Origin of the sequence: Mesotoga sp. UBA5847, from assembly GCF_002432735.1 — a bacterium.
In the GTDB taxonomy this organism is placed as follows: Bacteria; Thermotogota; Thermotogae; order Petrotogales; family Kosmotogaceae; genus Mesotoga.
On sequence record NZ_DJGL01000069.1, the window covers coordinates 1 to 12,051 of the forward strand.

13 protein-coding genes are annotated in these 12,051 nt (G+C 45.5%); 4 read left to right on the forward strand and 9 right to left on the reverse strand.

Features of this window, described 5'->3' with window-relative positions; genetic code table 11:
• Nucleotides 1-16: 16 nt before the first annotated feature.
• On the reverse strand, nucleotides 17-670 hold the full coding sequence (locus B3K91_RS07070) for an HAD family hydrolase (RefSeq protein ID WP_292592108.1): 654 nt from the start codon (nucleotides 668-670) through the stop codon (nucleotides 17-19).
• Nucleotides 671-1,080: 410 nt separating this feature from the next.
• Here B3K91_RS07070 and B3K91_RS07075 point away from each other — a divergent pair, with 410 nt between their 5' ends.
• The gene (locus tag B3K91_RS07075; RefSeq protein WP_292588525.1) at nucleotides 1,081-2,268 is read left to right on the forward strand and encodes an anaerobic nitric oxide reductase flavorubredoxin; all 1,188 of its coding nucleotides are present in this window, start codon (nucleotides 1,081-1,083) and stop codon (nucleotides 2,266-2,268) included.
• Nucleotides 2,269-2,275: 7 nt separating this feature from the next.
• Here the strand turns inward: B3K91_RS07075 and B3K91_RS07080 are convergent, their stop codons facing one another.
• The 4 genes from B3K91_RS07080 to aglA form a co-directional block, all read right to left on the reverse strand.
• Nucleotides 2,276-2,671, reverse strand: a complete 396-nt coding sequence (locus B3K91_RS07080; RefSeq protein ID WP_292588524.1) for a DUF5700 domain-containing putative Zn-dependent protease — start codon at nucleotides 2,669-2,671, stop codon at nucleotides 2,276-2,278.
• Between the two features lie 148 nt (nucleotides 2,672-2,819).
• Complete coding sequence (locus tag B3K91_RS07085) at nucleotides 2,820-3,014, reverse strand: DUF5700 domain-containing putative Zn-dependent protease (RefSeq protein WP_292594492.1); 195 nt, start codon at nucleotides 3,012-3,014, stop codon at nucleotides 2,820-2,822.
• Nucleotides 3,015-3,313: 299 nt separating this feature from the next.
• A complete protein-coding gene (locus B3K91_RS07090; RefSeq protein ID WP_180977929.1) occupies nucleotides 3,314-3,877 on the reverse strand; it encodes a DNA-3-methyladenine glycosylase I in 564 nt (187 codons plus the stop codon).
• A gap of 140 nt (nucleotides 3,878-4,017) precedes the next feature.
• On the reverse strand, nucleotides 4,018-5,436 hold the full coding sequence (gene aglA / locus B3K91_RS07095) for an alpha-glucosidase AglA (RefSeq protein WP_214079343.1): 1,419 nt from the start codon (nucleotides 5,434-5,436) through the stop codon (nucleotides 4,018-4,020).
• A gap of 293 nt (nucleotides 5,437-5,729) precedes the next feature.
• On the opposite strand from aglA, the gene B3K91_RS07100 reads away from it, so the two are divergent.
• Genes B3K91_RS07100 through B3K91_RS07110 form a run of 3 tightly spaced genes read left to right on the forward strand, consistent with a single transcriptional unit; the run spans nucleotide 5,730 to nucleotide 8,755 of the window.
• Complete coding sequence (locus B3K91_RS07100; RefSeq protein ID WP_292588522.1) at nucleotides 5,730-6,962, forward strand: ABC transporter substrate-binding protein; 1,233 nt, start codon at nucleotides 5,730-5,732, stop codon at nucleotides 6,960-6,962.
• A gap of 54 nt (nucleotides 6,963-7,016) precedes the next feature.
• A complete protein-coding gene (locus B3K91_RS07105; RefSeq protein WP_349680353.1) occupies nucleotides 7,017-7,946 on the forward strand; it encodes a sugar ABC transporter permease in 930 nt (309 codons plus the stop codon).
• Entirely contained in the window at nucleotides 7,943-8,755 is an 813-nt protein-coding gene (locus B3K91_RS07110) for a carbohydrate ABC transporter permease (RefSeq protein ID WP_099830523.1), read from the forward strand. The genes B3K91_RS07105 and B3K91_RS07110 overlap by 4 nt, the downstream gene beginning before the upstream one ends.
• A 20-nt stretch (nucleotides 8,756-8,775) precedes the next feature.
• Here the strand turns inward: B3K91_RS07110 and B3K91_RS07115 are convergent, their stop codons facing one another.
• The 4 genes from B3K91_RS07115 to B3K91_RS07130 form a co-directional block, all read right to left on the reverse strand.
• Nucleotides 8,776-9,033: a hypothetical protein gene (locus tag B3K91_RS07115; protein WP_292588516.1), complete on the reverse strand. Its 258-nt coding sequence runs from the start codon at nucleotides 9,031-9,033 to the stop codon at nucleotides 8,776-8,778.
• 336 nt (nucleotides 9,034-9,369) lie between these two features.
• Nucleotides 9,370-9,648 (reverse strand): hypothetical protein, encoded by a 279-nt coding sequence (locus B3K91_RS07120; RefSeq protein ID WP_292588514.1) that lies wholly within the window; start codon nucleotides 9,646-9,648, stop codon nucleotides 9,370-9,372.
• Nucleotides 9,649-10,153: 505 nt separating this feature from the next.
• Nucleotides 10,154-10,969 carry a GNAT family N-acetyltransferase gene (locus tag B3K91_RS07125; protein WP_292592111.1) on the reverse strand — a complete coding sequence of 272 codons (816 nt, stop codon included), beginning with the start codon at nucleotides 10,967-10,969 and terminating at the stop codon, nucleotides 10,154-10,156.
• On the reverse strand, nucleotides 10,966-12,027 hold the full coding sequence (locus B3K91_RS07130) for an alanine/ornithine racemase family PLP-dependent enzyme (protein ID WP_292594495.1): 1,062 nt from the start codon (nucleotides 12,025-12,027) through the stop codon (nucleotides 10,966-10,968). The genes B3K91_RS07125 and B3K91_RS07130 overlap by 4 nt, the downstream gene beginning before the upstream one ends.
• Nucleotides 12,028-12,051: the final 24 nt, after the last annotated feature.

The following is a 12,051-nucleotide window of genomic DNA, read 5'->3' on the forward strand; positions in this document are numbered from 1 at the left end:
GTGGCAGGAGTGCAGTCTAGGTTGTTTTCCAGATAGCTTCTATTGAAGATACATCTATGTATTCTATTCCTGCAGCCGTGCAAACACCGTCCATGGTAATATCGTTCCCAATCATCACGCAGTTCTTTGCCTCGAGGTTATTTATCTCAAGAATCTCACGATAGTATCTAACATCGGGTTTCACATAATGAGAGTTTTCCATTGTAGTTACATAATCGATGAATCCGCTTTCTAATCCTACCCACTGTAATCTTTTGTTAATAGCCTTCTCGGGGAATATCGGATTTGTGGCGATAATAATCTCGCTTCCTGCCCTTTTCAGGTTTTTAAGTGACTTAACAACCCTTTCGCGCGGTACAATCAGTTCCCGAAGCCTGTTGTACTCACTGTCATAGAAGCCGTTGAAGAACAGTTCATACCATTTCCTGTCACACTGCCCCATAGAATCGGTAAAATTCTCCATGAAATGATCGTAGTTATTTATGAGTCCGTCTCTTTCACCGAAAAGACTCTTCAGCGATGTGTGCAGGGATGCCATAAATCTTTCGAAATCGACTCTACCCTCAGCAAAGTCTGCTATTAGCTGAAAATAACGTCTGGCAAAATCCTCGTCAGAAACAGAACTTAGCGTCCCATCAAGATCAAACAGATATGTTGTTAACCTTTTCAAATCTCCACTCCTATCGCAAGTCCCTTTTTCGCAAATGCCTGTAAGAAATCACAATTTCCGGCAGTCCCTATAGAAACATTTCACATTTCAAGATTATCATGATCGGACATATACTGCCAGACCTTCCACCTTGACAGTGAAGATCTCTTCACTTTCAGTTCAGACATTGACCCGGCAAGACCAGCAAGAATAGAGGATAATGAACAGAGCTCTTCGCTGAGCAAGCAGAAGTGAGTGACACAGTCAAGAGACGGGTAACTTCATGCTCTCAGATAATGGCATCATCACTCTTTCTGAGCAATATAGGAGAAGAGTCCCTTCAACATAAGACTCAAGTACACGTAACAAATGTTACCGAGTAAAGCTGTCACTTTTGGTAGAGTATTAATGAACAAACGGGAGGTGTCGATATGGGAAGGAAGATTACAGATGGTGTAACTTGGGTCGGCAAGATCGATTGGGAACTTAAGAAGTTTCACGGAGAAGATTATTCGACTCACAGAGGGTCAAGTTACAACTCTTACCTAATAAGGGACGAGAAGACAGCCCTGATAGATACAGTATGGGCACCCTTTGCAGAGGAATTTGTGGAGAACCTGAAGAAGGAGATTGATCTGTCCGAGATTGACTATGTCATTGCGAACCATGGGGAGATTGATCACAGCGGCGGTCTCGTTGCACTAATGAGAGAGATTCCAGACACGCCAATCTACTGCACGGCTAATGCGGTGAAGTCTCTTAAAGGGCAGTTCCATAAGGACTGGAATTTCGTGACAGTGAAGACGGGCGACACTCTCACTCTCGGCAAGAAGACCTTAACCTTTGTGGAAGCGCCTATGCTTCACTGGCCAGATTCAATGTTTGAGTACCTGGATGGTGACGCGATTCTTTTCAGCAACGACGCATTTGGACAGCACTACGCCACAGAGCTTCTGTACAACGATCTTGTGGATCAAGCCGAGCTGTATCAAGAGGCAGTGAAGTATTATGCCAACATTTTAACTCCTTTCAGCAAGCTCGTAATAAGAAAGATAGAAGAAGTTCTTTCCTTCAATTTACCGGTGAACATGATATGCCCTAGCCATGGGATTATCTGGAGAGAAGATCCGACACAGATAGTCAAAAAGTATCTGCAGTGGGCAAACGACTACCAGGAAGATCAGGTGACTATCGTTTACGATACTATGTGGGAAGGCACGAAGATGATGGCTGAAGCCATTGCCGATGGTATAGGCAGAGTAAGCAAAAACACGGCTTTGAAACTCTACAACGCTGGAAAAACAGACAAAAACGACATTGTAACAGAGATATTCAAGTCGAAGGCTGTTCTCTTTGGCTCTCCGACAGTCAATAAGGGAATCCTCGCACCTCTTTCCGGCATGCTTCATGAAGTGAAGGGGCTGGCTTTTAAGAACAAGAAGGCAGCGGTGTTCGGCACTTATGGATGGAGTGGAGAATCAGTAGAAGTCCTGGGAAAGATGGTTGAAGAAGCCGGATTTGAAGTAGTCCAGGCTGGCCTGAAGAAAATGTGGTCCCCCGACGACGCAAACTTGACCGACTGCAGAGAGTTCGGTTCTGAATTTGCTTCTATGCTCTGATATGCCCCTAAGCTTTGAGTAGTGTTCTCAATTTGTGAAATGTTTCGTCTTCCAGGAGGTAGTAAGATTTTTTCAGTGCCGCCTCCTGGTATGCTTCTAGAAATGCGACTGTGCCGCCAACTGTCTCCACAAGTCTTTTCTTGCCTACCTCTTTCTTTGTTTCCATGGCCATTTTCATCCCCACCGGAACCAAACTACCGATACCGAACCAACTTCTCTCCATAATCATTCTAGCTTCATCGTCGGAAATACTCTTCTGCACAAGACTAAGGAAGACTTCCTGAAGCAACTCGAGATGTTTCTCAAAACCTTCCATGACTTTCGATCTCGACAGTGCAACACGTCTCATCGCAGGTATCTTAGATGAATCACTAACAAAGTTCGCTATTCCTTCGCACTCCACACTCACATATCTCTACACGAGCTGATCAAGAGGAGTCTCGTCAAACACAATCCTTTCGTCAGTGATAGAGTTTCTTCCGATGTGTTTCGTGAGCCAGAACTTACTCAATCGCATCGAAACCTATATCCAGGGCAAAAACAGGATCGAACTAGACTCCCCTATGATCGGCATTCGCATTGTAAGGCATCGGAATGAGATAGACGTTAAAACCCTCAAAGGACGCTTGATCCGGAAGGTACATCTTCGCCTTTGAGATGGCTGAAGATCTTATCTTTGATTCGTTTTTCACAATTAGATCCAGAAAGACCCTCAACTCGGGCCTTCTCTCCCTGATCTTGTCCAACTATGAGCTCTGTGCAATCCTTCGAAAGACCCGAAAGATCCTCCCTCCGGGAAATGGCAGCAAGCAAGCATTCCTTTGCCTCCGAAGCGTGCACACGAAACTGTGTAAACATCTTCGAAAGAGGTGAATCGAGAACCTTACTCGCTTTCTCCTCGCAAGAACCTCTACCGGAATCTACCAGATCAATAAGAGCGAAGATCTCCTCTGCATGAAGCCAGCTCACTTGAATCCCTCGTGAAGTCGTCAATAGGCAAGAGATACTATACCATCAATCTTGGCGAGGCATAGAAGCTGACGGGTCAGTCCCACACCTCTGTATACCTGAAACAATGCACTAAGTGATCGTTCACCAACCCGGTTGCCTGCATAAGAGCATAGACGATTGTCGGCCCAACGAAAGTAAATCCGCGCTGTTTGAGTGAGCGAGATATCTCAGCGGACTTTTCGGTGAGAGGCGGAATCTCAGAAAGACTTTCCCATTTGTTGACTATAGGTCTATTTCCGACAAAACCCCAGATGTAAGTATCGAAAGCGCCAAATTCAGCTTCAATCTCTAAAAATCTCTTTGCGTTGTTTATTGCCGATTCAATCTTTCTCCTGTTCCTGATTATACCCGCGTTCTTGAACAACTCTTCGACTTCGCCACTTCCAAAATCAGCCACCACCCGAGGAACGAATCCAGCAAAGGCTTCTCTATAGCTCTCTCGCTTTTTGAGCACAGTGTGCCAATTAAGGCCAGCCTGGGCCCCTTCAAGAATTAAGAACTCAAACCACTTCTTGTCGTCATGAACTGGAACTCCCCATTCTCTATCATGATATTCAATATACAATTCGTCTACTTCCGACCATGGACAGCGTTCAATTTCCGAAATAGTAATCACTCCGTCACCCAAATACTTTTTCCAAATGACTCGGCTGGGGCATCTGTTGAAGATTCACGCCAAGAAGAGAAGAGATCATTTTCATGTGATCATCTAGTTTTTGAAAGAACAGGTTCATCTATCTATACATATTCACCTTCTGAATCGAATATCTCCCCGACAACCGCTTTGGCCTGTTCGTAGGATTTCGTTCTAGGATCTCTCAACAGTATTTCGATTATGAGTTCGGGATTTCTTTCGTTGAATGCCTCAAGTGCCCACTCCATTCTCAGTATTCTTGGTTTCAGATACCATTGAACAACTCTCTCAGGCAAGGCAGGTTCAATCTCTTCTATATGGATTCCATCACTATCGACGATTGCCGGAACTTCAACGGCAACATCGTCATCAATCCCTTTAATCGCACCCTGATTAAGAGTGTTGACAATGAATCTCGCAGAGTTTCCGTTGACAATCGCATCGATAAAAGGTATATGCTGCTCACCGCTCATTGAGTTTCTATCATATAGTTGGGCAGCTTCTCTTGCGAAATCCCCCGAAAGACCTTTCGATCCCTCGATTATTAGCTTCTCCAGACTCGCTCCGGGGAACTGTTCGATAGCTTTCGAAAGAGCTAGGGTTGCGTTCGTGACTTCACCCAGCTGCTCCTTGTACCACTTCCATCCCAGTTCTGAGTCGGGACTTCCCCACGGACTTCCATACCACTTCTCCAGAGTATCTTGATCATAATGGTACTTCCAGCCGCTGTTTCGAACCGTATCTCCAATAGGAACCAGACCATAGAATGAATACATGTCAATCGTCGCGGGAGACATCTGAATATTGAAAGGATTAGACGGCCTGAACTCACTCGCATCGAATTTCGAAGCGTATTTCTCGAATAATGGATACAAGTCCTCTCCTCTTCTTCTAAACCTATTGAGCCATATTCCGTGGTTGACACCGGCAACCTGCCAGTCTAATTCATCTTTGTGAACACCAAGGGTCTCTGCAACTTCCATAACATCGTAATGACCGTGACAGAATCCGATCATTCTGATCTTTGATTTTCTTCTTATGAGCGTGGTCCCTTCGAATACCGGGTTAGCCGCCTGAAGCATCCATGCTTCCGGCGCCAGTCTTTCCATTGTCTCGGCAATCTTCAAAAAGAACGAAAGCTGATTCCAATTTGTCAGTGTGTAGTAGTCTGAAACCATGTTGAATTCCTGTGTGTCTATCCCTCTATAGTAACCATGCTTCTCTCCGATGGCCCTGATTCTGTCCAGGAATCCGTGTCCACCTACTAGAGCCGTATTAATCACGAAGTCGCTTCCCGCGACCGCTTCTTCTAGCTCCGTTGTCTTCGAAAACTTGAGATCAGTTTTCATCTCTTCAGCTAATTTCGAGGCTAGAACATGCACCGCTTCAAGTCTTCCCTCATCAATGTCCATTAGAGTTACCTTGCTTTTGTGAAGTCCCTTTGTCTTGCAAATATCGCTCACTAGCCTAAGCGAAAACACTGCGCTTCCTGCACCTATTATGCAGATATTCACTGCAGACAAACCAATCCCTCCCAGTCGTCGTTTAGTAAATGATACCACTAATTTACTGCTGCTCAGAAACTCGAGACCATGTAGACAACTTATGGACAGTTAAACAAACAAATGCGTCGCTCAGTCAAATTGCTGTACATGTTCCAGAAAGACGTGTCTCATTCAGGACCTTTTGGAACCTTTTTCAAAGCAAATGCTTATTGCAATATTAACCGTAGTATAATATCTAGTGAGCTGTACTCGGTTTGAGGGACGAAGAAGACTATCAATCGGCTTTATGCCGAATAACAGGGGGTGTTTAGATGAAAAAGTGTTTGTTGGCAGTTCTTCTTTTGTCCGTAAGTCTGCTTTTTTCTTCGGGAAGTGTTGAGATCTTCAGCTGGTGGACCGGAGGAGGGGAAGAGGAAGGACTAGCTGCAATCTACGATGTCTTCAAAGCGAAGTATCCAGACGTAGAGATAATCAACGCAACGGTTGCCGGCGGAGCAGGAACGAATGCTAAGGCAGTCTTGAAGACCAGAATGCTCGGTGGTAATCCTCCCGATTCATTCCAGGTCCATGGGGGCATGGAGTTGATCGACACGTACGTTGTTACGGGAATGATGGAACCTCTTACCGCTATTCTAGAAAGCTGGGGAATTCTTGACAAGTTCCCTGAGGACATTATGACCATCTGTAGCTACGAAGGCGAGGTTTACTCGATTCCTGTTAACGTGCACAGAGGAAACGTGGTCTTCATAAACAATGAAATCCTCCGCAAGGTGGGAATCGACGAAGTGCCTACCGATGTACCCGGCTTCCTTGAAGTATGTGCAAAGATTAAGGAAGCAGGGTATATACCCCTATCGCTAGGAGACAAGGACAAGTGGGAAGCTGGGCATCTCTTTGAGACGATCTTGCTTTCAACTCTCGGACCTGATGGTTATAATGGTTTGTGGAACGGCGCGACAAGCTTCAGTGACCCGGGGGTTGAAAGAGCAATAGTCGTGTTTGAAGAATTGATCAAGTATGTGAATGAAGATCATGCCGCTCTCACCTGGCAGGACGCAACAAGAATGGTCTTTGAAGGAAAGGCAGCGTTCAATGTAATGGGAGACTGGGCAGAAGGTTACCTGAAGACGCTTGGCTGGACACCGGGAGTAGAGTTCAGCTGGATGGCAGTTCCAGGAACAGAGGGCTCCTTCATGGTTGTTACGGATACTTTTGGACTGCCTATGAACGCACCAAACAGAGAGAATGCTCTCAAGTGGTTGGAAATTGTCGCTTCGGTAGAAGGGCAGGATGCCTTCAACCCGATAAAGGGTTCGATTCCGGCAAGACTCGATGCAGACAAGTCTCTCTATGATCCCTATCTCATCTGGTCGATGGAGGATTTCTCGACCAACGCTCTATGTCCCTCTATTGCCCATGGATCAGCCGCTCCGGAAGGGTTCGTAACGGAGTTGAACGATGCAGTGAACATCTTCATAACCACAAAGGACAGAGCGGCCTTGATGAGAGCAATGAAAAGTGCCGCTGAAGACTATATTGATTAATCCTTGTTAGTAGGGGCCTGCAAGTAGCAGGCCCCTTATTTGGGGGTGTTCTAAATCAAGAGGAAGACAAGACGTGGAATTATCTCCTTCCTGATTCTTTCACCAACATTCGCAGCAATAGGAATCTTCGTCTATTTTTTCATCGGTCAGACGATCAGAACATCTGTTTCCAACTGGAATAGTTTCGCGAGACTCCTTAAAGGCGAATTTGAATTTGTCGGATTAAGAAATTACTTGAGACTCTTCGAAGATCCGAGATTCCAGACGGATCTATGGAACACCCTGTATTTCACTCTATTCTTCATACTGGGATGCTTGATTCTAGGGATAATTCTTGCTGCACTCATCGATCGAAACCTCAAGGCATCCAGTATATTCAGAAACATATATCTCTTCCCGATGGCGCTATCGTTTGTAGTAACCGGTGCCGTCTGGAGATGGATATTCGCTCCTGGAATACTTCCAAATAGCCCTCAGGGCATGAACCTTCTTCTCGATATTGTTGGGCTCGATCTCTTGCAGTGGAAGTGGTTCACAAGTACGGAGAGCTTCCTGAACTTCAATGTTGCGCTTATTCCTGTAATAGTTGCCGCTGTCTGGCAAATGTCAGGATATACTATGGCAATGTACCTTGCAGGGTTGCGCGGAATATCGCAAGATCTGATCGAGGCAGCTGAAGTGGATGGAGCGACGGGCTGGCAGATCTTCTGGAGAATCAAATTTCCTATTCTCAGGCCGATCACTTTGAGTGCGATGATCATTCTCGGTCACATATCGTTGAAGATATTTGATCTGGTCTATGCGATGACCGGAAGCGGGCCAAACAACGTTACCGATATGCCTGCGCTGTATATGTTTGAAACGACTTTCAGAGCAAACAAATACGCAACTGGATCGGCAATAGCTATCATTATGCTCTTGTTGGTCGCCGTTGTAATTATCCCATATCTTGCCTCGGCTTTCAGAAAGGAGAAGAGGGTATGATCAAGAAAATCGTCACTTACATTCTTCTGGTTGTATTTGCATTGTTCTTTCTGATGCCAATCTATGTCCTTCTGGCGACAAGTCTCAAACCTCTCAGAGAAGTCGGCCTGGAGAAAATGTGGTTCCTGCCTAAGGAACCCTCTCTTGATGGCTTCGCAAAGGCTTTCAACCGTCTCGCTCCTAACCTGAGGAATTCATTCATTTTGGTGATTCCTGCAACGCTCTTATCAGCCATAATTGGCTCTATTAACGGTTACGTTTTATCGAAACTGAAATTCAGAGGTTCCGATTTGCTTTTCGCTCTAGTTCTCTTCGGGATGTTCATTCCTTATCAGAGTGTCCTTTTCCCTCTTATTCGTTTCCTGCAAGACATAGGTCTTTACGGCTCACTTTGGGGATTGATTTTGGTCCATGTAGTTTATGGATTGCCGATAACAACTTTGATCTTCCGCAATTACTACAGTGAAGTACCTACGGAGCTAATTGAAGCGGCTGGAATAGATGGCGCCGGTATATTCAGGACCTACCTGAAAGTTCTCTTTCCAATTTCTCTACCCGGCTTCGTAGTAGTTGTGATCTGGCAGTTCACTAATATCTGGAACGAGTTTCTCTTCGCGGTAACTGTAACGAGTGATCCCACAAAGCAGCCAATTACAGTCGCTTTGGTCAATCTTGCCGGGAGTCAGGTTGTTGAATGGAATGTTCAGATGGCTGGAGCACTGCTGGCTGCTCTACCAACGCTGGTTGTCTATGTACTGCTTGGTAAATACTTCCTGAGAGGACTTCTTGCGGGCTCTGTCAAAGGCTAGAGAACTCTAGGCGATCCTTCTCAGTTAACACTCAGAGCTCTGTCGAGAAGATGCTGTCTATTCTGTGCCGAAATCTCGGCAAGCTCATCTTCAAACTTCATAGCTCTCCCTTCTTTTGAAGCTTTCAGGTAAAGGTGAAGCTGTCTTCCAACAACATTGCTCATCGTGAAGCCTGCTTTGTCTTCCATGGTCTTACGGAAGCTTTCTGCAACTTCCTCTCCAAATTCGTCCAGCAGATAGGCATATGTCATCCCGAAGATAAGAAACTCGGCGAACATATCCTCCCGGGAAGGATACTTCTCTCCGTAAGACTCGAGAATTCCAAGCGCGAAAGGTGAGTGCTCGAGTCTTTTGACGAGTTCGGCGTTCCGCGAGAGAAAGAGATCTGCACGCGGGTGACAGAACTCGTAAAAAGCAACGATTCTAGACCAGACGAAGTTCTCAAGATAACTGAAGAATTCTTCATCGGGCGCCGTGACCCCTGGCTCATAGGGCCACTTCTCGGTCGCTCTGCCTGGATATCTTGCAATACTGTAGAGCCCGTCAGATCCAGATGCACCAAGAGAAACAAGTTCAGGGAAAAGCGGATTTGGAGCAAAACAAGTTCTTTGTAACTATTCCAAAAAACCGCCACTAACTCTCTCAATACTATTACCGACCAAAGCTTCGATAGCGTCTTTCTCAACTTCATTCCATAGCGGCTTCTGGCTTTCCTGGAGTTTCTCCAGAGTTCCGGACTCGAGAACCCCCCTAATCTCCCTGTTCAAACCGCTCCTATGCAAACCCGGTTCGCATCTTTCGAGAAATGGCGGAAATTCAATTGGCTCGAGACCAGGCCATGAATGGCTAAGAATGTAAGTGAAGAAGAAATAGGACGGTGTTCCATCTCTCAATAAACTTTAAAGCTCATGAAAGCGGACCTTATTGCCTAGAATGAAGCTCTCTGTATCCAAACAGAGAGGGTGGTGTCTGTGGGGCTTCTGATTTGCACTTTGATTCAGCTCTGATGTCATAAGGGCTATTGCCATCACTTGGATCCGCTTGTCACTTTCGACCTTCATCTTCCATCTCATCTTCAGAGTGTGTCTTTATGAAAGAGGAAGAATCTTGATACAGACTCCAATCATCGAATCATACCAAAGATTGCAATCAAAGCAGAACTGACTCTTTGCGTAGATTTCATTATTGCATTGAGTCCCGACAATTGAAGCCATCAGAAACCGTCCTGGTAATTGTAGGATACCCCGGGCTCTAGATCCGAAACTGACGCAATCAGAGTTTGTAACAGCCATTCAGCTCTACACTCAGCTCAACACCATCTCTTCTCGAATTGAAAAAAACTATCCAAGATCGCCGAGTACACGATCACCAGATACAGTCCAAAATGACTTATGGAGATCAGATTTGAAGAGTTGAACCATCGGCGTAATAGAGAAATACATCCTTTGTTCTCTCGAAAGGTTTGAATCCATTCAGTAGAAAGGGTTCTAGATCAAAATCCTCGCTGGCCATGGTATGCATACGGCCGAAACCTCTCGCCCTAGCGTAACAAACAAGCTCCTTCACGAAAACCTCAATACTCTCCCTGTCCTCCATTTCAATGAAATTGATGTCAAGACAATCACTGAACTTGGAGTTTATCGACAAAACCGCCCAGTTAGCGCCATCTGAAAGTTGCACAGGATGTATCAGGAAACTGGTCTTTTTTGGAACTTCTTTTGGAATAAATGACCAGTCTTCGCTGATGTGATCATCGATTTCCGGAATCTCGTCGCTTTCCAGAAGATTGATGGAAAAGGGAGTCAATTCGTCAATCTCCTTCTCCAGATTTGTGAAGACAGCTATTCGTTCGAAGCCAAAAGCTTCGTTCATCTTGATCGAAGCCGTGTTGTCAAAGTAAGTTGCAAAATACAGCCTTTCAAGCCCCAGATCTCTGGTCAACTGCAACATCTCTTTGCCCAACTCTTTCCCGTATCCCCTTCCCTGAAAGGCGGGGTCTATTCTCATTCCTTCCATCCAGCCCACTTTGTCGGAGAATAGCCTTAGATTATCTATTCCAATTAATCCTCCTTCACTCCAAAAACCCATGAAATAGCAAGAGGGGTCGTCTACCCACTTGTCAAAAACCAAGGGGATATAGTCATCTCCTTCCCAGATCGTCTTTACGATCTCCTCCACTCTGCTCCGATCGCTCTTTTCCAGAAGCTTTATCATAAGTACACCTTTCTCACATAGGAAGATGTCATAACTCTTAACAGAGCTCCGTAAGACATTCTGAAGGGAATCGAGTCACCAACAGCAAAGGACTTCTCGGAATCGGTTACATCCACTATCAGATGGTCGCTCGAAGCATGAATTATTTCACATCCACTTACCAAAGGTGTCAATCCGGAGGGAACCACATCTTGTTCACCAAGATCAAGTATTGCCTTCATTCTCTTCCCTTTATCTACGAACCTTGGAATCCGACCAAAGGCATCATGACCGATATCGCCAATTGGTATGGAGGGCTTCTCTGCAAGTTCAATAATCTCTCCTACGAGAGTGAATGTGTTCTGTAGGGTTCCCGGAACTCTTCGGTTGTTAGTGACATCTGTTCCACACATGATAGATTCACCCAATCTGAAGTGATTTATGCCTCTGGGAAGCGTTCCATCTTCGAGAAGAGGAAGCGAAGCGGTGTTTCCTGCTGAGTATCTCCTCATGGAGTATCCGGTTGCCTTTCTAAGCGACTCTCCCAGGTCTAAAAGTATCTCGAATTTGGCGGGAGAGGCTATCACTCCGCCGAAACACCCGAGGTTTGTCCCAATTCCATCGAGATTCGTTCCGACAATCTCGAATGCCTTCATAAGAATTGCCTCAGCCTCGTAATACATGACTCCCTCTCTGAGGTCTCCGGTATCGATCATATATATGAATTTCAAATCTTTGCCGCTTTCAGTCGATACTTCATTGAGTCTGACCAAAGTCTCCAAATTCCCTATCAGAACCGTGTCTACTAGCTCCACTACTTCCCTGAATCTAGCCTGTTCAGGAAGTCTGAGCAGGAGGTAATCGGCCTTCATTCCAGAGCCTTTAATCCTCGATATGTTCTCCAGCCTTGACTCGCCAATTTCAGAAATGCCGTTCTTCAACAGTACATCTACTATGCTGGGATCGCCGCACACGACCTTAGTCACTCCGGCAATTTCTACCCCATTGTTCTTAGCCAGTTCCCTAATCCTTCTTACATTCTCTGCGATACTGTCCCTCTTCACTTCAACAAAAGCCATTCAAATCACCTCTAGTAAATTATA